At 74.1% G+C, this 24,239-nt stretch carries 17 protein-coding genes, 1 pseudogene and 1 riboswitch; of the genes and pseudogenes, 7 read left to right on the forward strand and 11 right to left on the reverse strand.

The window, feature by feature from the left end:
* Position 1 precedes the first annotated feature (1 nt).
* The 4 genes and pseudogenes from D9753_RS17125 to D9753_RS38000 all read right to left on the reverse strand — a co-directional run bounded on the left by D9753_RS17125 (position 2) and on the right by D9753_RS38000 (position 7,884).
* On the reverse strand, positions 2–5,188 hold the full coding sequence (locus D9753_RS17125) for a wHTH domain-containing protein (RefSeq protein WP_121787795.1): 5,187 nt from the start codon (positions 5,186–5,188) through the stop codon (positions 2–4).
* Positions 5,189–5,366: 178 nt separating this feature from the next.
* Entirely contained in the window at positions 5,367–6,314 is a 948-nt protein-coding gene (locus D9753_RS17130) for an MIP/aquaporin family protein (protein ID WP_121787796.1), read from the reverse strand.
* A gap of 141 nt (positions 6,315–6,455) precedes the next feature.
* Positions 6,456–7,166 carry a DUF4328 domain-containing protein gene (locus D9753_RS17135; RefSeq protein ID WP_121787797.1) on the reverse strand — a complete coding sequence of 237 codons (711 nt, stop codon included), beginning with the start codon at positions 7,164–7,166 and terminating at the stop codon, positions 6,456–6,458.
* Between the two features lie 30 nt (positions 7,167–7,196).
* A pseudogene (locus D9753_RS38000) lies at positions 7,197–7,884 on the reverse strand (DUF6445 family protein).
* A 263-nt stretch (positions 7,885–8,147) separates the two neighbouring features.
* Between D9753_RS38000 and D9753_RS17145 the strand changes: the two are divergent.
* The gene (locus D9753_RS17145; RefSeq protein WP_121787798.1) at positions 8,148–8,897 is read left to right on the forward strand and encodes a DUF4142 domain-containing protein; all 750 of its coding nucleotides are present in this window, start codon (positions 8,148–8,150) and stop codon (positions 8,895–8,897) included.
* On the opposite strand, the gene D9753_RS17150 is transcribed toward D9753_RS17145, so the two are convergent.
* Both D9753_RS17150 and D9753_RS17155 read right to left on the reverse strand, forming a co-directional pair.
* On the reverse strand, positions 8,894–10,540 hold the full coding sequence (locus D9753_RS17150; protein ID WP_121787799.1) for a glycoside hydrolase family 13 protein: 1,647 nt from the start codon (positions 10,538–10,540) through the stop codon (positions 8,894–8,896). The two genes, D9753_RS17145 and D9753_RS17150, sit on opposite strands and share 4 nt — an antisense overlap.
* An 81-nt stretch (positions 10,541–10,621) precedes the next feature.
* The gene (locus D9753_RS17155; RefSeq protein WP_121787800.1) at positions 10,622–10,972 is read right to left on the reverse strand and encodes an ArsR/SmtB family transcription factor; all 351 of its coding nucleotides are present in this window, start codon (positions 10,970–10,972) and stop codon (positions 10,622–10,624) included.
* 78 nt (positions 10,973–11,050) lie between these two features.
* Positions 11,051–11,235: riboswitch (cobalamin riboswitch) on the forward strand.
* Between the two features lie 29 nt (positions 11,236–11,264).
* On the opposite strand from D9753_RS17155, the gene D9753_RS17160 reads away from it, so the two are divergent.
* Positions 11,265–12,350, forward strand: coding sequence for a Nickel transporter NicT (locus D9753_RS17160; RefSeq protein ID WP_121787801.1), 1,086 nt, complete (start codon positions 11,265–11,267; stop codon positions 12,348–12,350).
* Between the two features lie 52 nt (positions 12,351–12,402).
* Here the strand turns inward: D9753_RS17160 and D9753_RS17165 are convergent, their stop codons facing one another.
* A complete protein-coding gene (locus D9753_RS17165; protein WP_121787802.1) occupies positions 12,403–13,368 on the reverse strand; it encodes a nucleoside hydrolase in 966 nt (321 codons plus the stop codon).
* 203 nt (positions 13,369–13,571) lie between these two features.
* Here D9753_RS17165 and D9753_RS17170 point away from each other — a divergent pair, with 203 nt between their 5' ends.
* A complete protein-coding gene (locus D9753_RS17170; protein WP_121787803.1) occupies positions 13,572–14,372 on the forward strand; it encodes a hypothetical protein in 801 nt (266 codons plus the stop codon).
* 3 nt (positions 14,373–14,375) lie between these two features.
* On the opposite strand, the gene D9753_RS17175 is transcribed toward D9753_RS17170, so the two are convergent.
* Entirely contained in the window at positions 14,376–15,719 is a 1,344-nt protein-coding gene (locus D9753_RS17175; RefSeq protein ID WP_121787804.1) for a helix-turn-helix domain-containing protein, read from the reverse strand.
* A gap of 114 nt (positions 15,720–15,833) precedes the next feature.
* On the opposite strand from D9753_RS17175, the gene D9753_RS36585 reads away from it, so the two are divergent.
* Together D9753_RS36585 and D9753_RS17180 are read left to right on the forward strand one after the other, a co-directional pair.
* On the forward strand, positions 15,834–16,082 hold the full coding sequence (locus D9753_RS36585) for a hypothetical protein (protein WP_163010726.1): 249 nt from the start codon (positions 15,834–15,836) through the stop codon (positions 16,080–16,082).
* A gap of 194 nt (positions 16,083–16,276) precedes the next feature.
* Entirely contained in the window at positions 16,277–18,250 is a 1,974-nt protein-coding gene (locus D9753_RS17180; protein ID WP_121787805.1) for a YncE family protein, read from the forward strand.
* Between the two features lie 2 nt (positions 18,251–18,252).
* Here D9753_RS17180 and D9753_RS17185 read toward each other — a convergent pair whose 3' ends face one another.
* Both D9753_RS17185 and D9753_RS17190 read right to left on the reverse strand, forming a co-directional pair.
* On the reverse strand, positions 18,253–19,461 hold the full coding sequence (locus D9753_RS17185; RefSeq protein ID WP_121787806.1) for a hypothetical protein: 1,209 nt from the start codon (positions 19,459–19,461) through the stop codon (positions 18,253–18,255).
* Positions 19,462–19,534: 73 nt separating this feature from the next.
* A complete protein-coding gene (locus tag D9753_RS17190; RefSeq protein ID WP_205614398.1) occupies positions 19,535–20,689 on the reverse strand; it encodes a PP2C family protein-serine/threonine phosphatase in 1,155 nt (384 codons plus the stop codon).
* A gap of 164 nt (positions 20,690–20,853) precedes the next feature.
* Between D9753_RS17190 and D9753_RS17195 the strand changes: the two genes are divergently transcribed.
* Entirely contained in the window at positions 20,854–21,336 is a 483-nt protein-coding gene (locus tag D9753_RS17195) for a hypothetical protein (RefSeq protein ID WP_205614180.1), read from the forward strand.
* A gap of 709 nt (positions 21,337–22,045) precedes the next feature.
* Positions 22,046–22,969, forward strand: a complete 924-nt coding sequence (locus D9753_RS17200) for a hypothetical protein (protein ID WP_121787808.1) — start codon at positions 22,046–22,048, stop codon at positions 22,967–22,969.
* On the opposite strand, the gene D9753_RS17205 is transcribed toward D9753_RS17200, so the two are convergent.
* A complete protein-coding gene (locus D9753_RS17205) occupies positions 22,869–24,215 on the reverse strand; it encodes an aminotransferase-like domain-containing protein (protein ID WP_121787809.1) in 1,347 nt (448 codons plus the stop codon). The two genes, D9753_RS17200 and D9753_RS17205, sit on opposite strands and share 101 nt — an antisense overlap.
* Between the last annotated feature and the right edge of the window lie 24 nt (positions 24,216–24,239).

Genomic DNA, 24,239 nt, shown 5'->3' on the forward strand with positions numbered 1-24,239 from the left:
GTCAGCTCCTCTCGTACGGCGGCAGGCGGAGGCCGAACAGCGGCGCGTAGTCCCGGAGCCGGGCGCGGACGTCGTCGGCGGTCAGGTCCGTCTCCTCTGCGGCCAGCCGGATGTGGTCCTCGGGGACGTCACCGGACAGGACCGGTTCCCGGCCGGTGAACCGGGCGGTGAGCAGGACGACGTCCCGCCAGTCGGGGACGCGGGTGCAGCCGGGCTCGGGGAACGGGATGTCCAGCCCGATCGCGACGAAGGGCCGCAGCCTGCGGTACGTCTCCCGCAACCCGCTGCCGAGCCGGCCGGCGGCCACCACCAGGGCGAGCGGCGTCAGCGTCCAGGACCTCTCCAGGGCGGCCTGCAGCAGCGCGATCTCGGCGGCTTCGTCCCGCTCCACACGCTCGGACGGCGGGACGGAACCGGGGGGCACGGGCACGGTGGGGGCGCCCAGGGAGCGGTACTCGTTGAGGACGGCGGCGGCGGTGACGAGGTCGATACCGAAGTTGTACGCGAATCTGACCAGGTCGTGCAGCCAGATGCCCTCCCGCCACCTCCCGTCCCTGGAGGACAGGGCGGTGACCACGTCGTCGTCCGGTCTCAGGCCGACGGCCTCCCGCGGGATCTCCGGCACGTCGAAGCCGTAGGGGGCAAGCTGGTCCCGCACTCTCTTCTCGATGGTGCCGAGGTCGTCCTCGGAATCCGCCGCGAGAGCCATGAGTGAAGAGAGCCCTATCCGGGCGTCGCGCCGCCCGAAGCGCCTCGAGCCGAGGGGGCGTCCCGAACTCCGCTGACGCAGCGACAACGAGCTGCGCCCCCACAGACTCCGGGGGCGCGCGGACCGGGACCGGGACAGCCAGGTGCGGGCCGCCTCGACCGCCCCGCGCTCGGCGAGGCCCGCTTCCGCGAGCGCCTCCACCGCGGCGATGTGCTGCGCCCGCGATGCGGGGTCGTCCACGTCGGCGATCCGCCCCAGCAGTTGCCAGGTGGTGATCGGTGATGCCCCGGGCGCGTCACCGTGACCGCGGGTGGCGGCCCGCTCCGCCGGGAGCTGCCTGCACCAGCCGGGCGGCACCAGGGAGGCGAGCGGGCCCGGCTCCGCGACCTCGACGCCCAACGGGGTTGCCCAGCCGGCCAGCCAGGCCGCCGTGGCCCCGACGGTCTCCTCCCGTTTCGCCGCCAGCCGGACCAGGTGCCGCAGACCGATCGGGCCCGGGGTCAGGAAGGGCGGTTCCGCATCCAGATCGCGGCTGAGCGCGTCGAGCTGCTCCTCGTCCAGGAGGCAGGGCAGATCGGGTCCGGTGAGCCGGTACCCCAGGGGTTCGAAGCGACGTACGACCGCCTCGATCTCCGCCGGCGGGATACCGGTCTGGTGTGCCCGGTAGGCGACGTCCACCGGACGCACCGGCCCGGAGAACGCGAGCGCGATGACCAACGACGACGTGGCCCGGTCGTTCAACAGGACGCGCCGTTCACGGGCGTCCACGCGATGGGTTTCGAGTGGCCCGAGGTCCGGGGGATCGGGTATCGACGGATCGACGGCCGACAACTGCGCGAGCAACTGCGCGAGACTCCCCAGGCTCACCTTCTCGGCCGCCGACACGCGCACCATCGCCTGCCTCAGGGCATGGCCCCGGCTCTCGTCGTCCCCCCGGGCCGACGAGCCCCTCGCGTCACGGAACTCCTCGTACAAGGTGGCCGCCAGACGATTGGGGACGATGTCGTCCAGGACGCGGATGTCCGCGACCTCCGGAACGAACGCGCCCGTGAGGGCGTACCGGCGCAGCCTGCGTGTCACCTCCCGCAGCGAGCGGCCGGTGTCCATGGCGGCGCGCAGCGGTTCTCTCCACGATCTGTCCGGTGCGCTGCGGAACAGCATCGCGTCGAGGGGCTCCGGCCGGGGGAAGCCCGCGGGCGTGGTGACCGGCTCGGGCTCCTGCTGCACACCCAGGACGCCGGCGCGCCAGGCCGCGAAGAAGCGCACACCGAGGTCGGCCTCCCCGATGCTCGCCCTGAGGATGGCCTCGTCGACGGGCAGACACCCGACGTCGGCCAGCGTGAGATCGCGGTGGTCCAGGATCCAGTGGTCGCGCAGCGGCTGCGCCGGGACCGACACCCGCACGTCGGCCTCCATCAGCCGGCCGATGACCTGTTCGGCGATCCTCGGGCGGGCCTCGGCCAGGTTCCACAGCCACTCCAGCGGGAACGGCCGCCACGCCTTGCGGACCAGCGCCGGGACCGCCGCCTCCAGGTCCTCCTCGACGCGGTGCTCGTCGTACCCGAGGAACCGGTTGCGGTCGACGCTCAGCTCCAGCCGGTGCCGGGCCCGCAGGTTCACCACATAGCCGTCCGGCGCGTCGTCCTCGGAGACCAGCAGCCCGTCGGCCAGCAGCATGCCCGTGCCCTGTACCCACCACACGCCCTCGGTGGCCTTGATGCGCGTGCCCGGCAGCGAGGAGTCGCCGTACAGCTCGCCCGGCCGCCAGGTCACCGGGTCACGGCCGTGCTCCCGGGCGGTCACCTCCAGCGGGGTGCTGATCAGGAACTCGCGTAATGCCTGCACGAGGGAGGGGCGTTGGTCCTCCGTCGCGTCGGGCTCGTCGTGCAGATACAGCCGGACCCTGGTGCCCCCGTTCTCCAGTCCCGTCTGCTCCCTGCTCAGGTGCATCAGACCCGAGCCCGCGGTGACGCTGGCCCGGTGGCCGTCCTCAAGGGGCACGCTCCCGGACAGGGTGACCGGCCGGGTGACCACCTCGACCTCCTCGGCCAGCATGAAGTAGCTGAAGACGCCGATGCCGAACCGGCTGTTCAGCTCGGTGGTGATGCCCCGCCGGCGCCACCGGCGCATCTCGCGCATCCGGGACGAGGACTGTTCGGAGCGGCGGCCGGCCTGGGCGAAGAGGTCCCTCAGCTCCTCGGCCGTCATCCCGACGCCGTTGTCCTCGCACTCGATGTACGTCCGGCCCGTGGCCGGGTCGACGTCCTGGGTGAAGACGATGCGGCATCCGGCGAGCTGTTCCTGCTCGGTCTCGTCGCCGGTCTGCCGCGCGTGGTCCCAGTACCGGCGCCGTGCCTGGCGGACCCGGCACGCGTCGAGGGCGTTCTGGTACAGCTCACGCACCGCCAGCATCCGGTCCCCGTAGAGCTGGGTGCCCATGATGAGCGGCTTGACCTCGTCCTCGGCCAGCCGGAACCGGGGCGGTGGCCTGTCGAACCCGTTGTTCCTGGGCATCAGACCGTCGGTCTTGATCACCTTGGGCAGGCCGGAGAGGAGGTCACCGGTCCGCACGGCGCCCTGGTTGCGCCGGGTCGCCTCCGACACCGTGATGATCCGGGTGGTGAGCCGTTCCAGCGCCGTGTACAGGGCCGCGTTGCCGCACTTGAACACCAGCAGCCAGCGGGTGGACGGGCCCTGGCCGGGCGCGGCGAGGTCCCCCGACCGGCCGCCGGTGCTGGGCCGGAAGCCGTCGTTCGTGGTGATCTCGCCGATGATGCTCTCGGGCCGCACCTGCGTGGGCTCGCGCGGGCCCAGGTGGTCGATGAGCACGCCGTCGAGCATGCGCGGGTCGATGGCGAGGAGCCCGGCGAGGTGCAGCAGCGCGGCCAGGTCGCGTGGGCGCCAGCTCCACCGCTCCTCGCCGCACAGATACGTGCACAGGTCGGTCTCCCAGTCGGTGCCGTCGGGTGCCACGGTGTCCGCCGGGGTGCCGGTGCCGAGCTGGGAGACGACCTGGATCACGGCGTGCCGCAGCTTGTCCCGGCCCTCGGCGCCCAGGGTGAGGTCGGCGGCGCTCTCCGCCGCCCGCACCAGCAGGTCGACCGCGCGGCGCAGGCTCTCCAGCTCCGTGTCGCCGCGCTCCTCCCACAGCAGGTCCCAGTCGGCGAGGAAGCGGTGGCGCAGCCAGTACTCCGCGCCGCGGGCGTCGTCCTTCCGCCCGCGCCGCAGCAGCGTCCGGCGGGTCGCCTCGATCTGCCGGTGTGCGCGCCGTACGTCGCCCATGTCGCGGTCGAGATGCCACGCGAAGGTGCCCTCGGGCAGGGGCCGGACGGTGGCCGCGGCGGTGGCGGTGTCGTCCGGGCCGTCCCCGCGGAGGTTGCGCAGCGCCTGCAGGCCGCAGGCCAGCGCGGCCTCGCGCAGGAACGGCGCGCCGAGGAGGACCACCGTCTCGATCAGGCTCAGCCGCGCGTCGGCGGCTTCCAGGAGGTGGCCGAGCCGCTTGATCAGCCGCTCCTGGACGAGCGGGTCGTCCCACGGGTCGGACTCGGCCTGCTTGGCCCCGCGGATCTCGCCGACCTTGGTCACGACCTCCGCGAGGTGTCCCTTCGCCCTGGCCTGCTGGGCGTCCGTGCCTCCCGTCCGCTCCCACAGGTCCGACTGGACGACCGCGTCCATCCAGGGACCGGAGGACGTCATCGCCTCGCACAGCGGTACGTCGGCGTGGGAGCCGGCCTTCCCGTCGAAGCTCAGCCACCGGGTGGCGATGCCGGGCGGCCTGCGGGAGGTGTAGTTCGCCGCGATCTGCGGGGCGCGACGCTGCACGCGCCGGATCACCTCGCCGAACGTGCTGGCCGAGGACTCCGGGGCCAGGGACTCGCTCAGGGCCCTGGCCAGGACGCTGCCGCTGTCGGGGTGCCCGAGGGCCTCCTCGCCGGGGGAGCAGGCGCTCAGCATGACGACGTTGTCCCGGTCGCGGCTGACCCTCACCCCTTCGAAGGTGGCCGCGGGGGTACCGCCGCCGCTGCGGCAGGCGTCGAAGACGAGCATCACCGTGGCGCTGGAGGTGAGGGGCGCCAGCAGCTCGTCGGGCACCACCTCGATGAGTCCCTGCGGGCCCAGGGTCCGCTGCCCGTCGGGCCCCCACCGTGCGCGCGTGTCGCTCGGCAGGAGGTAGTCGGTCTCGCCGAACCGGACGCCGTGGCCGGCGAAGTAGACGAGGCCGACGTCGCCGTCCTCGCAGGAGTTCAGGAAGCGGCCCAGCTCGTCACGGACGGTGCCGCCGTCGGTCGTGTCCTCGTCGTCCAGGACGGTCACGTGCTCCGGCGGGAAGTTGCTGCGCAGCAGCGTGTTGCGCAGGGTCGCCGCGTCCCTGGCGGTGAAGGGCAGGGCCGGGAAGTCGTCCTTCAGCTCCGGCACCTGTTCGAGCTGCGGATACGCGGGCACCGCGATCAGCAGAGCCCGCCGACGCCCGGCGCTCATCGTGCTCAGACCCCCCTGGGCTCAAGCGAGTTCACGCCGGCTGCGGCGCGGAGGGCGATTATCGCAGACAGGCGCCGCCGACAGGGGCACAACCGCAGGCCCCGGGGCCCCTGTCTCCGGGTGCGCGCGGACGGCCGCCGCGCCCCGGGCCGGGGCGCGGCGGCCGTTCCGTTCCCGGCTACTCCTCGTCGCTGGTGATGACCGGCCTCGAGCGTCCGGGCTCGGGCAGCTCGGCCATCTCCGACCGCACGACCAGGACGTCACCGATGAACAGGTCGTAGATCAGGATGCCGATGGCGCCGCCGACCAGCGGCCCGACGATCGGGATCCACCAGTAGGCGGTGAACGCGCCGGGCAGGGTCCCCGGGAACGCCAGCCCGTCCCAGCCGGCCGCGTAGGTGAACAGGCGGGGGCCGAAGTCGCGGGCCGGGTTGATGGCGTAGCCGGCGTTCGCGCCGTACGACATGCCGATGGCGGCGACGATGAAGCCCACGATGAGCGGCCCGAGATTGGCCTTCACGGCCTGGTTGCGCAGATCGATGACGGCGGCGATCAGCATGAGCAGGAAGGCCGTGCCGACGATCTGGTCGATCAGCGGCCCCCAGACGCCGCCGTGGAAGTACGGCGCCGGGAACGTCGCGAAGATCGAGAACGTGGCGAGGGTGTGCCCGCCCGTCTTGGGCCCCTTCATCGCGCTGTCGAAGGCGTTGATCGCGCTGTGGTAGACGAGGTAGACCAGGGCCGCTCCGGTGAGGGCGCCGACGACCTGGGCGAACCAGTACGGCACGACCTTGGCCCAGGAGAACCCGCGGCGCAGGGCCATCGCCAGGGTCACCGCCGGGTTGAGGTGGGCGCCGCTGATGCCGCCCGCGACGTAGACGCCGAGCATGACGGCCATCGCCCAGCCCCAGGTGATCAGCAGCCAGTCGCCGGCCGCGAGGAAGATCGTGGTGGTGGTGGCGGCCCGGCCCGATCCGGGCAGTGCCGCGACCGCCATCGCGACCACGCCACAGCCGAAGGAGATGAGGACGAAGGTCCCGAGGAACTCCGCCAGACACTCGCCCAGCAGCCCGCCGCGGGCCCTGAGCCGGGACGGCTTGACGAGCGGAGGGATTTCCACAGCCATGGAGGCCCCCTTCGAGAATGCGATGCGCCCAATATCACCATATTGGCTCACAAAGCCACTCCCCGCAGGGTGACGGCCCCGGGCGCCGGCCGCAGGACGGGGGGCCCGGGTGCCGGCCCGCGGGCTGGGCGGCGGGGCGGGCTAGGCGGCGGGCGGGGCCCCCGTCGGCACGGCGGACGCCCGTTCCGTCGCCCGCATCCGCTCCGTCTGTACGGCCGTGACGGCCCGCACGGCGAGCGCCCCGGCGACGGCTGCGCCGACGACGGCCGCGTCACTCGCGAGCAGCGGCCACACCTCGGTGTAGGCGCGGGTGATGATCTCGTCCGTGGAGTCCTCGTAGAGGAGTCCCACCCCGCTGAGCATGCCGATCACCCACAGCACCCACCACACGTCGACGGAGACGGGCAGCCTCCGCCCCGGCGCCGTGCGCCGGAACGCGTCGGCGACGATCCCCCGGGGGAACCACAGGTTGACCAACGGCACGATCCACCCGAGGTAGAGCCAGATCCCCGCGTACTTGGGCTCCTCCCCCGACAGCGCCCGCGCGTTGTCCCGCACCCGCGCCAGCCACGACAGGAAGAGCAGCGCGCAGAGGACCACGGCGCCGCCCCCGAGGGAGGTGACGAGGTGGTAGGAGTTCTCCAGCGAGTTCAGGGGGCGGTGTTCCCCGCCGCCCTGGTCCGGCGGGCCCGACGCCGGTTCCCCGGCCAGCGCCAGCCGCACCTCCCACACGGCCCGCGCCACCCAGGCGGCCCCGGCGAGGAGCAGCCCCCCGGCTGCCAGCCGGCCCGTCTTCGCCACGAACCGGCAGTCGGAGGACAGGCTGCCGGCCTGGTACGTCTGTTCGGTCATCACCGCATCCTGCCATCCGTGGCAGGCGGCTCACGCCATCCAGAAGAACACCGCCGTCATGCGCTTCTCCTCCAGCGTGCGCCCGGTGTAACCGGTCGCGCTGTGCACGAGGTTGGCTTGGTAGAGGAGCAGGCGGTTGTACCGGTGGGGGGACCCGGACGTCCTCCTCGAAGGCGTCCGGGGCGACGAACCGGGTGCCGAGGGCCTCGACGAGGTCGGTGTGCGGGGCCTGGACGACGTTCCCGCCGAGCCGGCCGCCGGACAGGTGCTGGCGGTAGAAGCTGGTGCCGTACTCCTTGGGCACGCCGGGGTTGAGGTAGAGGACGGCCGCGTACCGGCACAGGGCGCGGGAGTCGGTGTGCGGGCGGGGCTCGCCCTCGCCCTCGCCGACCACCTGGACGCAGTTGTGGTTGAGCGTGCCGCCGCCGGGCGCCCGTTGCACCCACAGGTCCTTCGCGCCGGTCGCCTTCTTCACCAGCCGTTCGACGCGGGCCAGTTCCCCCGGTTCCAGGCCGGGCATGGCACGCAGTCCGGGCCAGCTCTCGGAGGTGTACGGATAGCCCTCGGTCCAGTCGTCCTTCGCCAGACACCGTTCCCGTACGGCGTCGATGCCGGGCAGGACGTCGTCCAGCACCCAGTAGTCGCGGCCCCGGGTGGGCCGGCGGTAGGGCAGGACGGGCAGCGCGGCGGCGGGGCGGGGCGGTGGTTGCGGGGGCATGCGGCGAATCTAGGGCCGCGTCCGCCGGACTTCTCCCGGCGCAGGGTCAACCTTTCGGCAACCGTTCGTCATGGTCACCAACACCTGGCAATCCCCGCACGGCGACACGGCCATGCGGAATTTTTACCCGGGAGGCAGAGACGGATCGCTCTCCCGTCCGTACTGCTGTGCGTCCCACCCGCCCGCGTTCTCCCGCGGGCCGGATCCACGACCGGACAGGAGGCACGGTGCGCTTTTCGCGGAACGCGACGGGAACTCTCTTCGTGGGCGGTGCGATGGCCCTGACCCTCGCGGCACTCGCCTACCCGGGCATGCTCGGGCTCAGCACCGTCTCCAGCTCCCCCACCCGGGTCATCGCCAACACCCAGTGGGGCCCGCTCACCGAGTCCGACCGGGACTTCGTGGTCAAGGTGCGGGCGGCGGGGCTGTGGGAGTACCCGGTGGGGCAGATCGGGCTGCAGAAGGGCGGCTCCAAGGAGGTGATCACGGCCAGCCGGCACCTGGTCGACGGGCACTCGGCCCTGGACACCACCTGCCGCAAGATCGCGCCCATGCTGAACATCACCCTGCCCAACATCGCGAGCCCCCAGCAGGAGGGCTTCGTCAGCACGCTGAAGTCGGACAGCGGCAAGCAGTTCGACACCGACTTCGCCAACATCCTGCGGATGACCCACGGCGCGATCTTCAACACGATCGCCAAGATCCGGTCCACGACCAAGAACTCGCTGGTGCGGGCCCTGGCCGACCAGGCCAACGACACCGTGCTCGACCACATGACGGTGATGGAGAAGACGGGCCTGGTCGACTTCGACCAGACCCTGTTCCAGCAGACGACCCCGCCGAAGCTCCCCGACACCGACCTGACCCCGCCGCCCCCGGCCGCGGGCCAGCCGGAGGTGGTCCTCACCCCGCCGCCGACCGCCACCTCCACCCCCGTGGACATCGACGGCATCGCCGGTGGCGGCGGCAACGTCCCGGCGCCCGGCGCGAGTCCGGCGCCCACGGTGCGTTAGGCCAGCCACACGGTGGTGTCCGGTGGCAGGGTGCCGCCGCCCGGCAGCGGGACGCTGCTCAGCAGGACCTCGCCCGGCGGGAGCGGTACCGGCTCGGCGCCGAGGTTCGTGACGCACCGCCAGGCCTCGCCGCGGGTGAGGTCCAGCACCCCGGCGGGCGCCTCGGGCGTCCAGGTCAGCGACTCGTCCTCCAGCAGCTTGCGGCGCAGCCGCAGCGCGGTGCGGTACAGCTCCAGGGTGGAGCCCTCGGTGCCCGCCTGCGCCTCGACGGCGTACGCCGCGAAGGACTCCGGCTGCGGCAGCCAGGCGGCGCCGGACCCGAAGCCGTACGACGGCCCGGTCGTCGTCCACGGCAGGGGCACGCGGCAGCCGTCGCGGCCCTTGCGGACGTGGCCGGTGTGCTCCCAGATCGGGTCCTGGAGCACCTCGGTGGGCAGGTCGGCGACCTCGGGCAGGCCGAGTTCCTCGCCCTGGTAGAGGTACGCCGACCCGGGCAGCGCCAGCATCAGCAGGGTCGCGGCCCGGGCCCGGCGCAGGCCCGCCGCCGCGTCGACCGCGGGCGCGGTGCCGCCGGACAGCAGCCAGGCCGCCGGGTCGGTGCCGGGCGGCAGCACGAGGCGGGAGGCGTGCCGGACGACGTCGTGGTTGGACAGCACCCAGGTGGCGGGGGCGCCGACGGCACGGGCGGTGGCCAGCGAGGCGGTGATGACGTCCCGCAGCTCCTCCGCGTCCCACGGGGCGCCCAGGTACTCGAAGTTGAACGCCTGGCCGAGTTCGTCGGGGCGGGCGTACAGGGCCCGCCGGGTGCCCGGCACCCAGGCCTCGGCGACGGCGGTGCGCGGCGGGCTGTAGGCGTCGAAGACCGTGCGCCAGTCGCGGTAGATCGCGTGGACCTCGTCGCGGTCCCAGTACGGGTGGCTGCCGGGCGGGACCGCCAGCAGGGCCTCCTCACCGGTCGCGCCGACATCGCCGACGTCCCGCAGCGGCTCGGTGAGGTCCTTGGCCAGCCCGTGCGCGACGTCGACCCGGAACCCGTCGACCCCCCGGTCGGACCAGAAGCGCAGGGTGGTGCGGAAGTCCGCGCGGACCTCCTCGTCGTCCCAGTTGAGGTCGGGCTGTTCGGGGGCGAAGAGGTGCAGGTACCACTCGCCGTCGGGCACCCGCCGCCAGGCGCTGCCGCCGAACAGCGACTGCCAGTCGGTGGGCGGCAGTTCGCCGTGCGCGCCGCGGCCCTCGCGGAAGACGTAGCGGTCGCGGGCGGCGGAGCCTGGGGCGGCGCGCAGCGCCTCCTGGAACCAGGGGTGCCGGTCGGAGGTGTGGTTGGGGACGACGTCGACGACGACCTTCAGGCCGAGCCGGTGCGCCTCGGTGACCAGGGCGTCGAAGTCGTCCAGGGTGCCCAGGCGCGGGTCGACGTCCCGGTGGTCGGCGACGTCGTAGCCGCCGTCGGCGAGTTCGGAGGGGTAGAAGGGGCTCAGCCACAGGGCGTCCACGCCGAGCGTGGCCAGGTGGTTCAGGCGCTGGGTGATGCCCCTGAGGTCGCCCAGGCCGTCGCCGTCGGCGTCGGCGAAACTGCGCGGGTAGACCTGGTAGATGACGGCCTGCCGCCACCAGTCGGGGTTCCTGGACGAGAGGTCTGCCATGCGGGCTCCCAGAGGACGGACGACGGTACGGACTCGGTATCTGTCCACATTGCCCGGAAAGGGAACCTTTTTCGAGGCCGGTCAGGGGGTGCAGTGCTCCAGCAGGTCCCGCACCCGCGCGTCCACCACGCGGTAGCGCACCACGCGCCCCTCCTTCTCCCCCGCGACCACCCCGGCCGCCCTCAGCAGCCGCAACGCCTGGGAGACGGCGGGATCGTTCATGCCGGTGGCGATCGCGAGGTCGGAGACGGCGAGCGGGCCGGTGCGGTGCAGGGCGAGCAGCAGCGCGAGCCGGTTGGCGTCGGCCAGGAGGGAGAAACGGCCGGCCCAGGTGCGCAGGTGGTCCGCGTCGCCGATGGCGGCGATCGCCTCGCACACCCGGTGACCGTCGATGGTGCGACGGTCGGCTCGGTCGGCAGGCACGAGATGCATGACGCCATCCTCGCAGGCACCGATGTGATCTTGAATACCTGCGCAGGTGCGCAGCTATGCAGGGAACCTGCCGCCCCTCTACGGTGGGCGGGCCGTGGTGCTCGGGAAGTCGATGCAAGGTCGACGCGGCCCTCGCCACTGTGATCAGGGAGTTCCCGTTCCGTCCGGCAGCAGCCGGGCCACTGGTCGTACGCGACCGGGAAGGCAGGGACGGCGGACGCGGACCTGTAAGCCAGGAGACCGGCCACGGCGACTCACGAAGTGATCCACGAGGTGCTGGAGCGTGAACCTGATGGCCGATGCCGCGTCTTTCCGCTGGCGACGCGAGGACACCGTCAAGACGGCGGGGCTGATGGCGGTGATAGTCGCCCTGCACGTCGTCGCCTTCGGGATCCTCTTCCTCCTCGTCGCCCCCGAGCACTACCGGGTGGGCACCGACGTCTTCGGCGTCGGACTCGGCGTCACCGCCTACACCCTCGGCATGCGGCACGCCTTCGACGCCGACCACATCGCCGCCATCGACAACACCACCCGCAAGCTGATGGCCGACGGCAAGCGGCCCGTGTCGGTGGGCTTCTGGTTCGCGCTCGGCCACTCCAGCGTCGTCGTCCTGCTGGCGCTGCTGATCGCGGGCGGCACCTCCCTCGCCGGGAAGGTCATGAACGAGGGGTCCAGCACCCACCAGGTGCTCGGCGTCCTCGGGACCACGGTCTCCGGCACGTTCCTCTACCTCATCGCGGCCCTGAACCTGGTCGCACTGGTGGGCATCCTGCGGGTGTTCCGCGCCATGCGCGCCGGAGCGTACGACGAGAAGGAGCTGGAACAGCACCTGGCCTCGCGCGGCTTCATGAACCGGCTCCTCGGCCGGCTCACCAGGTCCGTGTCCCGGCCGGGCCAGATGTACCCGCTCGGCTTCCTCTTCGGCCTCGGCTTCGACACGGCCACCGAGGTCACGCTGATGGTGATGGCCGGCTCGGGTGCGGCGGCCGGCCTGCCCTGGTACGCGATCCTCTGCCTGCCGCTGCTCTTCGCCGCCGGCATGAGCCTGTTCGACACCCTCGACGGCACGTTCATGAACTTCGCCTACCAGTGGGCGTTCTCCAACCCCGTCCGCAAGGTGTTCTACAACCTCGCCATCACCGGCCTGTCCGTCGCCGTCGCCTTCTTCATCGGCACGATCGAGCTGGTCGGCGTCCTGCACGAGAAGTTCGACCTGCACGACGACGTCACCGGCTGGGTCGCCGGCCTCGACCTGGACAACGTCGGCTACCTCATCGTCGGCCTGTTCGTCGTCGTGTGGGCGGCGGCACTGGCGTACTGGCGGTTCGCCAGGGTGGAGGAACGCTGGTCGGAACGGGTACCGGCCACCGCCGACTAGGGCGTGGCGTCGAACTCCCGCCGTGGGGCGGGCGGGGGTTCGACGGCACGGCCTAGCGGCCGACGGTCTCCAGGTACAGCCTCACGTACCGGTCCGCGTCCACCTCCAGGGCCACGTCCACCAGGGCGTGTTCGCGGCGGCCCTCGTGGATCTCCGACTCGCCGGGACGGGGCCGGCGGTCCACGACCGTCTGGCCGCGGGACGGGCCGGGGGCCAGGGTGACCTCCACCGGCAGCAGCCGGGTGGTGATGCCCCGCGGGTCGGCGACCGCGCACACCGCGCCCGCGTCGCCGAGGCCGCCCGCCTCCTCCGCCTCGGCCGGCCCGCCCGGCGAGGTCGGCCGGTGGGCGAGGAGGTCGCCGGCCAGGCGGGTGCCGGGCTCGTCGCTGGCGCGCAGCCGGTGCACCTCCGGGCCGTCCACGACGACCTGCTGGAAGACGTCCAGGCCGTACATCGTGATCGGCACCCCGGCCGTCAGCAGGATCGCCGCCGCCTCCGGGTCGTGCCAGACGTTGAACTCCGCGACCGGGGTGGCGTTGCCGACAGCCACGGCCCCGCCCATGAACACGATCCGCCCGATGTTCGACGTCACCTCCGGATGGGTGCGCAGCAACAGCGCGATGTTCGTCAGCGGGGCGGTCGGGACCAGGGTCACCGGGCGCGGGGAGGCGAGGATCTCCCGGTGCAGCAGGGTGACGGCGTCGACGGCCGCCGGGGCCCGGGTGGGCGCGGGCAGGCCCAGGTCACCCATGCCGTCCGTGCCGTGCACGTGCCGGGCCGAGCGGGCCGGCTCGATCAGCGGGCGTGCGGCGCCCCGCGCCACCGGGATGTCGGGCGCGCCCGCCCGCTCCAGCACGGTCAGCGTGTTGCGGACCACCCCGTCGACGTCGGTGTTCCCGGCCACGCAGGTCACCGCCCGCAGGTCGAGACCCGGGTGCCGGACGGCGAACAGCAGGGCCAGGGCGTCGTCGACGCCGGTGTCGCAGTCGATGATCACGGGGATCGGCTCACCGGTCACAGCGCACTCCTTCCGTCGTCCCGACCTTAGATCAGCCTCCGCGCACCCGACCGGCACCGGCCCGGCCGGCCCCCGGGCGGCACCGCGCGGCGTCCCGCGCGTCCCCTCACCCGTACGGCCCCGGAGCGCTGGTGGGCGGGGCGGGGCGGTGGTGCCGTGGGAGCAGGCGTCCCGCCGGTCCGTACGCAGCCCAGGAGGCACCGATGACCCCCGCGATAGCCACCCGCGTCGCCCGGCTCCCCCGGGCCGTCCTGCTGCCCCTCCTCGGCGCCGGTCTGCTCACCGCCGGCGGCTGCGCCGCCCTCGGCCTGAACCGACCGGCGTCCGCCCCGCACCCCCTGCCCACCGTCGACCGGCCGGCCGCGACGCCCAGGACGTCCCCGCGGCCCGACGGGTCCACGCTCAGCGACGAGCAGGCACAGGCCGCGCTCATCACCGAGGGCGACCTCGGCGCCCCCTGGACCTCCACGCGCGGCGCGGCCACCTGGCGGGACGGGCTGCTGAAGGCGACCACCTCGGCCGGGGAGTGCCAGCGACTGCTGGACGCCCTCTACAGCGACGAGTTGCTCGGCGCCCCGGCCCGCGCCGCCATCGGCCTGGACGACGCCGACACCGACGCCCAGCTCCGCTACCAGATCGGCACCCGCCGCCCGTCGGACGTGAACGCCGTACTGGCCTGGTTGCAGACGATGCCGGCGCGGTGCGCGCGGTTCACCGCCACCACCGAGCTGGGGGCGGTGGAGGACGTCCGGGTGATCGACGCGCCGCTGCCCGAGGTCGGGGACGCGCGCCAGGGCCTCAGGGTCAGCGTGGCCGGTACGACACCGGACGGTGAGGAGAGCCTGCTCACGCTGGACCTCGCCACGGTCCGGGTCGGCAAGGACTCCTTCGCCCTCACCAACGGCGGCCTGGGTGACGTACCGAACGACGCGACGCAGGCCGCCGTCCAGATCGGCGCCCTGCGCCTGGCCGACATCCGCGCGCGGGGCCGGGCCCAGGTGTGAGGCTCACAGGGGCGGGTGGGCCGGGGCGGGGCCCAGGGTGGTGGTGCCCGGGGCGGTGCGGTGCCCCAGCCCGGTGCGGTAGGCGTCCAGGGCCGCCTCGACACGGCCCGTACGGCGGAGCAGGTCGCCCAGGAGGCGGCACAGGTCGGCCAGGTCGCCGGCGGCACCCGCGCGTTCCAGCAGGCTGAGGGCGCGGACGTAGTGCTCCTCGGCGGCCTCGGTGTCCCCCGCGTCCTCGGCGATGATGCCGAGCAGGCGGTGCGCGGCGGCGGCGTGGACGGCGCCGCGCTCGGAGGAGAAGTCCCCGGCGACGCCCCGGAGCAGCTCGGCGGCCTCCTCCGACTTGCCCCGGCGGTGCAGCACGTCGGCCAGTTCGACCGCGGCCTGGCTGCGGTACAGGGCGGCCCGGCTCTGCGCGAGCATGGTGTGGGCCTGGCGCAGTTCGGCCTCGGCGCGGTCGAGTTCGCCGTTCTGCGCGCAGACGTAACCGCGCATCCAGTGGCAGTTGGCCAGTTCGGTGCGCAGGCTAAGCTGCCGGTACAGCTCGGCGGCCTTGGCCAGGGAGGCGTCGGCCTCGGCGGCCCGGCCCTCGGCGAGCAGGGTGCGGGCGACCGAGCGGTGCATGCGGGCGATGAGCGCGGGGTCGCCGGCCCGCGGGGCGAGCGCGAGGGCGAACTCGGCGGCCTGGGCGGCACGGGCGTGGGCGCCCATGTCCATGTACGGGCCGATCACGCCGGCGTAGAGCAGCAGGAGGGCGTCGGGGTCGTGCAGCCCGCCGCGGTTCAGCTCGTCGAGGGCGCTCTCCAGGAGGTAGACGGCGTAGCGCAGTTCCCCGGCGAGGTAGTGGGCGACCGCCCGGCCGCGGACGGCGGGCACCCGCATCGGCAGGGACTCGCCGGCCAGTTGCTCCTCGGCCTGTTCGAAGTACTCGCGTGCCCTGGTCAGCTCGCCGGTCTCCAGGGCGCAGTCGCCGAGCCCGAGCAGGGCGGCGGCCTGTTCACAGCCGAGTCCGTGGGCCTCCGCCTCCGCCCGCAGCACCCCGTACTGCGCGGCCGCCTCCTCGGCCCGGCCGTCGGCGAGGACGCGCTGGGCCTCGGTGAGCCGCAGCCTGAGGCCGGTGGCGAGGTGGGCGGGCCGGCCGGTGGTCAGCTCCTCGAAGGCCACGCCGAGCCGCCCGGCGATATGCCTCAGCGCCTCCTCGGAGGCCCGCGCCCGCCCGGCCTCCAGCGTGGAGATGTAGGCGGGGGTGTACGCCGGTTCGGCGAGCTGCCGCTGCGTCAGCCCGCGTTGGGCGCGCAGCCGCTGCACGCGCCGCCCGATGACCTCCGGGTCGTCCCTGTCCCGCACGCGTCTCATCCCCCCGACCCCCCCGCCGCCTCTTGCCGTTCGGCTCCGGCAGCCCCTAGGTTAAATGGCGGGTCAAGCATGCTTGATACGCCGCTTTCGTGTAGCGAGGTAGCCGTGGCCGGACGTCCATCCGCACCCTACGCACGCCCCCACGCCCCGCTGCGCCCGGCCGGGGCGCCCTCGCCCGCCCGAGGGGTGATCGCGGCCGTCGTCGCCGCCACGGCCCTCCTCCTGGCGGCCAACGCCGGCCCGGCCAGGGCGGCGGCTCTCGCACCGGCCCCCGCCGCGGTCCCGGCGGCGGCACCGGCCCCCGCCCCGGCGGCGGCGCCGGCCCCGGCGGCGCCCCCGCAGGCGCGTCCCTGACCCCCCTCACCCGGCGCCCCCGCTCCCGCCCCCGGACGTCCCCGGGGCCCCCGGCGTACTTGTCAGAGGCATGACCTACTCTTTGCACACTCGCCACGCGAGGCACACACGGCTCATGCACAGGGGGCTCACGCAACGCCGTGCCCGCGCGGCACCCATGCCTTTCCCATTCGTTCCGGGGGGTTCGAATCAGCGTGCGCAAGCGCTCTCTCACCGCTGCCACCACTCTGGCGGTCCTCTTCAGCTCCGCGGCCCTCGCCGCCACCGCGGCCCACGCCGACTCCAGCACGAGTCTGCCGGTCAGGACGACCGGTGACATCGTCGTGGACGCGGTCCACCGGCAGGTCTTCGTCAGCGACCCGCTGAACGGCAAGATCGTCGTCACCGACTACACCGGCAAGACCCTCAAGCAGCTCACCACCAACCTCTCCGGCGTCAGCGGCCTGGAACTGTCCGCCGACTCCGGCACGCTCTACGCGGCCGTGCAGGACCTCGACGCCATCGCCGCCATCGACACCGCCACCGACACCGAGACCACCCGGTACACGGTCGGCGACAAGCCGCTCAGCGTCGCCCTCGCGGGCGGCCGGCTGTGGTTCGGCTACGGCGGCGCCGCCGCGGGCAACATCGGCTCCGTCGACCTGACCGGCGAGCAGCACGAGGTCACCCTCGACCAGGACAAGAGCTGGTACCAGGCCCCGATGCTGGACGCCGCGCCCGGCTCCGGCACGCTGGTCGCGGGCGCGGTCGGGCAGAGCCCGGTCGAGCTGGCCTCCTACGACGTCTCCTCGGGCACCGCCACGAAGCTGGCCGGCACCCGGGAGGCCGGCAGCAACCTCGGCGACCTCCAGGTCACCCCCGACGGCAAGGACGTCGTGGTGGCCAGCGGCGCCCCCTACTACCAGCAGGTGTTCCGGACCTCCGACCTCAACGAGGACGGCAAGTACGTCACGAACGCCTACCCCAACTCCGTGGCCATCGCCCCCGACGGCACGGTCGCCGCCGGCATCAACGGCTCCTACGACCCGGACGTCTACATCTTCCGTCCGGGCAGCAGCGAGGCGCTGCGCAGCTACGACTTCCCCCGCACCGGCCAGAGCAGCGGCTCCGACCTGCTGGCCCCCTCCGGGCTGGCCTGGACCCCGGACGGCTCCCGGCTGTTCGCGGTGACCAGCAACAGCGCGGGCGCCTACTCGCTGCGCGTCCTCACCGCGCCCACCAAGGCGGCCACCACCGTCACCGTGGACGCACCGGCCACCGCCACCCGCGCCAAGCAGCTCACCGTCAAGGGCAAGGTCACCTCCACGGCGGCCCTCCCGGCCGGCAGCAGGCTGACGGTGACCCGCACCGACCTGGAGTCGCCGAAGGGCAAGGCGCTGGCCGCGGCGACCACCAGGGCCGACGGCACGTTCTCCTTCACCGACACCCCGCCGGCCGGCGGCAAGGTGAAGTACACGGTGGCGTACGCGGGGGACGCCGGTCACACGGCCGGCTCCGGCTCGGACACCGTCGACGTCTCCCGTGCCAAGCCGGCGCTGACCGTCGACAACAACGGCAAGGTGTACGCGTACGGCAAGGACGTCCGGTTCACCGCCCACCTGGGCAGGACCTACAAGAACCGCACGGTGGAGATCTGGGCCGACCCGTTCGGCTCCGACAAGACCGACAAGCTGGTGAAGTCCGGCAAGGTCAACTCCGACGGCAACCTGTCGGTCACCCTGGACCTCAAGCGGGACACCAAGGTCACCGCGAAGTTCTCGGGCGACTCCCGCTACACGTCCGCCTCCGCGTCCAGCACCGTCGGCGCCGAGGTCAGCGTGTCGACGTCGCTCGCCGGCCAGTACAAGTCGAAGTCGGCGTGGGGTCACACGTACGCCTTCTTCCACAAGACCGAGGACCCGCTGGCCACGACGAAGATGCCGTACTACCCGGGCCGGGCGCAGAAGTTCGAGTTCGAGGTGTACTACCAGGGCCGCTGGTACCCCGGTGACCCCGCCTACTTCAAGCTCGGCACCGACGGCGTCTCCAGGGTCCGCATCACCGGCGACCACGGCCAGGACGTCGGCTGGCGGTTCCGGATCCGCTCGTCGTACATCAACAGCGCCTCCGGTGACACCGTGAACTCCACGACGCACGGCGCCTGGAAGTACTACACCTTCACCAAGTAGCGCTACGAGGTGGCCTGGAGCTGGCGTAGCTGCCGCTGGACGTTCTCCAGCGCGCCGCGCCGGCGTCCCGGCACCCGCAGCCTCAGTTCCGCGAGCGCGGGCCCGAGTTCACGGGCCCGCGCCGTGTCGTCGATACGGCCCCACTGGTGGTGGGCGCGGTCCACGGCCGCCTCCACGGCGGGCGCGTCCACCGCCTGTCCCGCCGCCAGCCGGGCCGCGGCGACCTCCAGCCAGGCCCGGCAGCTACGCACCGGGTCCCCCGCGAACATCGCGAGGTCGGCCCGGACCTCGGTCCAGTGCAGCGCCTGCTCGGAGCCGGCCCCGTGCGCCCGCGCGGCGGCCTCCTCGTACCGCGCGGCCAGCCCGTCGGCCTCCTCGTGCCGCCCGTCCCGTACGGCGGCGCTGATCGCGGCGTGCGGATCGTCCGGGCGCGCACCCGCCCCGGGACCAGCACCCGGGCGGGGTACGGCCGCGAACCCGCCGGCGCCCCCACCGGACACGGGGCCGGTCGCGTACGCGTCCGCCGCCGCACCGGGCGCCGTCCCGCCCACGGCACCACCGGCGAAGCCCCCGCCGGTGACCGTGCCCACGCCCGCCAGCAGGGCGTTCCCCCGGGTCTCCTCGGGGACGCGCTCCAGCGCCTGCCGGTGCAGGACGTCCAGCGGTGGCCGGTGGCCGCTGCGCAACAGCGTGGCGATCGTCCTCATGTACGCCGGACCGGCCGGGCCCCGCCGGCCGGGCGGCGGGGCGACACGGCCGTACACGGCGGTGCTGGGGCCGGAGTCCAGGCCGCGCTCGGTGACGTACCGCCAGGCCTCCGCATCGGCGTGCAGGTCGACGACGAGCGCGGTGTCCGCGGCGGACCGCAGCCGCAGCTCCTCCCGGATCCAGTGCCAGGGCACCGCCGTGTAGCGGACCGTGGCCGGGGTGGTGCGGGCCAGGGCCAGATGCGGCTGGTGCTGGCGGCGGTCCAGGTGGAGCTGGCCGGTGAGGTACACGGTGAGCGGGCCGGGCGCGGCGGCGGCGGCACGCAGCCGGGTGAGGACGGCCTGCGGCTCCAGCGGGTCGGCGAGTTCGACCACGTTCGCGGTGTCCGCGCCGGACAGCACGGCGGGGGCGACGGCGGCCAGCACCGGCAGCACACCGGCCGCGTCCACCAGGCGTCCCCGGCCCAGCGGCGCCGCCGCGAGCAGCAGCACGGTTCCGGGCATCGTGCCTCCCCCTGTCACCTGTGGATCCGCTTACCAGCCAGCACCGTAGCCGCTGGCGCTGCTCACCGGCGCTTCAGGCGCGCAAACGTCCCCGTTCGGGGGGTTCGCCCACCGCGTGTTCCGCCCGCCGCACCGCGAAGACCGTGGTGTCGTCCTCCAACCGCCCCCGGCTGTGCCGCAGGACACCGTCACGGACCCGGCGGACCAGGAGCCGGGGTTCGGCGCGGCGCGGGTCGTCGGCGACCGCGCGGGCGACATCGCGAGCCAGCGGGTAGAAGGCGCCTGGCTTGTCGCGGGCCTCGGTGACCCCGTCGGTGACCAGCAGCAGCGTCTCGTCGGCGGCCAGCGGCACCCGGTGCACGGGCGGCAGCGCGCCCGCTAGGTCGCCGAGGCCGAGCGGGACGCCGTCGCCGCTGGGCAGCTCGCGCACCCCGCGCGGACCGACGGCGAGCGGAGGTTCGTGACCGAAGTTGACCATCTCGATCGCCTCCGGGGTGTCCTCGGGGAAGGCGATGAGCACGGCGGTGGCGAAGCGGTCACCGTCGTGGTGACCGAGCGCGATGCTGTGGGAGCGGTGCCGCAGCATCCGGGTCTCCAGACGGGCGGCGACGGTCGCGAGGTCGGATTCGTGGTAGCCGGCCTCGCGGAAGGTGCCGAGCAGCGCGGCGGCGGTCTCCACGGCCCCCAGTCCCTTGCCCTGCACGTCACCGACGAGGAGCCGGGTGCCGTGCGGGCCGGGCTGGATGTCGTAGAAGTCGCCGCCGACCCGGGCGTCGACATCGGCGGTCAGGTACACCCCCGCGTGCTCCAGGCCGCCCCAGGGGGCCGGCAGCGGGCGCAGCACGGTACGCCGGGTGGTCTCGGCGATGTCCCGGATGTGCAGCACCTGCCGTTCCTGGCGGACCCGCACGGCGGCGGCCAGGGTGGCGAGGAGGCCGCCGAGGGCGACCAGCAGGAAGTTGCCGAACCCGGCCCGGTACTGGTCGGGCCAGGCGCTGTCGACCGCGACGTACGTCACCAGTGACAGCACGCTGTAGGCGGCCGTCGTCCACACGCCGCAGATCGCGGCGGCGATGCCCGGGACCAGGACGATCCAGGTGATGATGCGGAAATCCTCGCCGGTGTAGAGGTCCAGCAGGATGACGCCGACGAGCAGCAGCAGCGGCGGCAGCCAGGCGATGCTCCGGCCGCGGAGCCGCAGCAGCGGGCGCCGCCGTCCGAACTCCATCTCCGTCACGCCGGGCCGCCCTCCATTGCTTCAGCGAATCACGGCGGCCATCGGCACGCATCCGGGCACCCCTCACCCTCCTGGCCGAGTTGCCGGGCCGTGCGCCCCGGTGTGCCCTGGAAGACGGGGGTGGATCGGGGGCGAGGACTGGAAGGAGTGCTCTCATGGCTCAAGCGGCACCCGCGCCCGACGGAATGTCCCGGCCCGGCCGCACGCCCGGGGCGGAGCGGAGCGACACCGACGTGCGTCAGCGACCGCCGGACGTCTTCGACGCCCGCGCCCACCGGATCGCCCGGCTGGCCGTGCCGGTCCTGCTGGGGCTGATCTACGGCTGCTGGGTCGCGGCCGACAACCGCTTCGGCGGCCCCATCACCGGCTGGAACGTCCTGCTCGGCGTCGTGAGCGCGCTGGTGTTCGCGGTGGTCTGCGCGGCCCTGCTGGTGCTGGCCCCGCGGATGCGCCGGGAGGTGCACGCGCTGTCGTGGGCGGCGTTCACCGGGTGCGCGTTCGGCTTCCTGTACAGCCAGAGCGGCGTGACGGTGCTGGGGGCGGCGCTGCTGTCCCTGGTGGTGGCGGCGGCCACCTTCGCCGTGCTCTTCTACCGGTACTACACGCACGAGGACGCGTTCGGACACCGGGTCCGCTGAGCACGCCGTGCGGGGGCCCCGGCCGGGTGGCCGGGGCCCCCGCACTCCCCTGTGTCCCCCTCCTCACCAGACGGGGATCCCGGCCCCGCTCCGGCTCCACGACCCTGAGAAGCCGGAGCGGGGGGGGGGACCCGCTGGTGGTCCGGTGCCGGCCGGGGTCACCGTGACGGGTGCGGCCGGCGTGCGCGGGACGACGACACCGGGGGACTCCGACGCGGCCGGCGCGGGGCGTGCCCCGCGGTCTGCGGTCCGCGTCACGTGTGCGGTCGGCTCGGGGTGCCGGCACCGGCACCGGCACCGGTGAGTCACCGTCACGTGTGCGGCCGGCGCGGGGCGGTGGGCCGAGTGCCGGGCGTCGCGCGGGCGCCGGGCGGTAGTGCGCGGGGCGCGGCACCCCGCGACGCGTGCGGCGCCGCCACCCGCTGCGGCGGGAGCCGAGTCGGCGGCCGGCGAGTCGGCGGCCGGCGAGTCGGCGGCCGGCGCCGGTGGGCGGGACGGCTCCCGGGAACCGCGGGACCGTACCCGGGGACCGCGGGGCCTCGGTGACGGGCATCCGACTCGCCTCCTTCTCCCCAGCACCAGGAAACACCCGTTCGGGCGAACCCTCCACCGGAGAGGGGGGAACACCGGCTCCGCCGAACGAGTCGTCCGCCGCCCGAACGCAGTCGCCCCGCTCGCGCGCCGCTGCCCGAGGCCATTGCCTGGAAACGTGCCCCCACGCCTCAGGGCCGCCCTGTCGGCCGTACTGATCGCCCTGTCGGGCCTCCTCGTGCCGTTCGGCGCGCTGGCGGCCTGGGCGGCGTACGAACTCGCCGACACGGACCGGTACGTCACCGCGATGGCGCCGCTCGCCACCGACCCGGCGGTGCGCGAGGCCGTCGCGGACACGGTCGGCGACGGCATCCTGCGCGCGGTGGACCAGCACCTGGACGTTCCCCCGTTGCCCGGCCCGCTACGCCCGTTCGTGCGCGACGCGGTGCGTTCCTTCACCCAGACCCGGGCCTTCCGGATGGCCTGGGACACCGGCAACCAGGTCACACACGACGCCGTCCTGCGCGCCCTGCGCGGGGCGGACGACCGGGACGTCACCGTCGACCTGGCGCCCGTCACCGCCCAGGTCAAACTCCGGCTCACCCAGGACCATGTCCCGCTCGCCGCGCGCATCCCGGTGGAGCACACAACGGTGGCCGTGCTGCCGGCGGGCGAACTGACCGCGCTCCGGAAGGGGTTCCACGTGCTCGAAGTCGCCGGGTTCTGGCTGCCGGTGGCGGCCGTCGTCTTCGCCGTCGGCGGGATCGCCCTCGCCGTCCGCCGCCGCCGGGCCGTCACCGCGACCGCGCTGGGCACGGCCCTGGGCGGCGCCCTGCTCGCCGGCTGCCTCGCCGTCGGCCGCAGCCTGACCCTCGCCGGTCTGCCCGCCGACGTGCCCCATCCGGCCGCGGGCGCCGTCTACGACGCCCTCACCGCCACCCTGCGCACCGTGGCCTGGCTGCTGCTCGGTCTCGGCCTCGTGGTGGCCCTCACCGCCTGGCTCACCCGGTACCTGCGCCTGACGCGTCCCGCGCGACGCCCGCCAGGGTCGTCAGCGCCCGCGCCAGCTCCGGCTCCGGCGCCGACGCGAGCCCGAGCCTGACCGCGTCCGGGGTCCGGCCGGGGCCGACCGCGAACGCCGTACCCGGGGTGACGGCGATGCCGTGCGCCCGCGCGGCGGCCGTGAAGGTGTCGGCGCGCCACGGCGGGGGCAGCTCCCACCAGGCGAAGTAGGCGGCCGGGTCGGAGCGCACGGCGAACCCGGCCAGCTTCTCGGCGACCAGCCGCTGCCGCCGCCGCGCGTCGGCTCGCTTGGCGGCCACCAGCCGGTCCACGGTCCCGTCGCCGAGCCACCGCACGGCCGCCTCCAGCGCGAAGCCTCCCGCTCCCCAGCCACCGGACCGGACGGCCCGCGCGACCGCCTCGACGCGGTCGTCCGGTACGACGGTGAAGCCGACGGTGAGACCGGGTGCGACCCGCTTGGACAGACCGTCGACGAGGTGGACGCGTTCGGGGGCGAGCGCGGCGAGCGCCGGGGTGCCGCCCGGGTGCAGGAAGGACCAGATCCGGTCCTCGACCACCGGTATCCCCAGGCTGTGGACAGTTTCGGCCAGCCGACGCAGCCGCCCGGCACCCGTCGTCCGCGAGGTCGGGTTGTGCAAGGTCGGCTGGAGGTACAGGGCGGACAGCGGCGCGCCGCGGTGCGCGGCGGTGACCGACCCGGGCAGCAGCCCCTCCTCGTCCGTGGCGAGCGGGACGAGGGTGAGGGCGAGGCGGGCCGCGATCTCCTTCACCAGCGGATACGTCAGCGGCTCCACGCCCACCCGGCCGCCGGGCCGGACCAGCGAGGCGAGGGTGGCGGCGATCGCCTGGCGGGCGTTGCCGGTGAACAGGATCCGCTCCGGAGGGACCCGCAGCCCGGACCGGGCCAGCAGGGCGGCGACCGCGTCCCGGGCGTCCGGGGTGCCCGCGGCGGCGGCGGGCCGCAGCGCCTGGGCGAGCGCGTCCGGCCGCAGCAAGGGCGCGAGACCCGGCGCCAGCAGCTCCGCCTGGCCCGGCGCGGAAGGGTAGTTGAGTTCCAGGTTGACGGTCGGTGCCCCGGCGGCCTCGGTCAGGGCGTGTCCGGGCTGCCGGTCCGGTGCGGCGGCCCGCACGAACGTGCCGCGCCCGACCTCGCCCACCACCAGTTGCCGGCGCACGAGTTCGGCGTACACCCGGCCCGCCGTCGACGGCGCGATGCCCCGGCGGCGCGCGAACACGCGCTGTGGCGGCAGCCGTTGCCCCGGCCGCAGCCGGCCGCCCGTGATGTCCCGCGCGATCAGGTCGGCGATGCGCCGGTAGTCGTCCACAAGTCCCCCCGTTCGCCGGCGCCT

It is taken from the genome of Streptomyces dangxiongensis (genome assembly GCF_003675325.1).
GTDB classification, from domain to species: domain Bacteria; phylum Actinomycetota; class Actinomycetes; order Streptomycetales; family Streptomycetaceae; genus Streptomyces; species Streptomyces dangxiongensis.

Coding starts and splice junctions, on each gene's coding strand:
- D9753_RS17195 (WP_205614180.1), top strand. CDS start 20,854: ATGGCTCAAGCGGCACCCGCGCCCGACGGAATGTCCCGGCCCGGCCGC.
- D9753_RS17155 (WP_121787800.1), bottom strand. CDS start 10,972: ATGCATCTCGTGCCTGCCGACCGAGCCGACCGTCGCACCATCGACGGT.
- D9753_RS17160 (WP_121787801.1), top strand. CDS start 11,265: ATGGCCGATGCCGCGTCTTTCCGCTGGCGACGCGAGGACACCGTCAAG.
- D9753_RS17190 (WP_205614398.1), bottom strand. CDS start 20,689: ATGGAGTTCGGACGGCGGCGCCCGCTGCTGCGGCTCCGCGGCCGGAGC.
- D9753_RS17185 (WP_121787806.1), bottom strand. CDS start 19,461: ATGCCCGGAACCGTGCTGCTGCTCGCGGCGGCGCCGCTGGGCCGGGGA.
- D9753_RS17170 (WP_121787803.1), top strand. CDS start 13,572: ATGACCCCCGCGATAGCCACCCGCGTCGCCCGGCTCCCCCGGGCCGTC.
- D9753_RS17135 (WP_121787797.1), bottom strand. CDS start 7,166: ATGACCGAACAGACGTACCAGGCCGGCAGCCTGTCCTCCGACTGCCGG.
- D9753_RS17130 (WP_121787796.1), bottom strand. CDS start 6,314: ATGGCTGTGGAAATCCCTCCGCTCGTCAAGCCGTCCCGGCTCAGGGCC.
- D9753_RS17150 (WP_121787799.1), bottom strand. CDS start 10,540: ATGGCAGACCTCTCGTCCAGGAACCCCGACTGGTGGCGGCAGGCCGTC.
- D9753_RS17125 (WP_121787795.1), bottom strand. CDS start 5,188: ATGAGCGCCGGGCGTCGGCGGGCTCTGCTGATCGCGGTGCCCGCGTAT.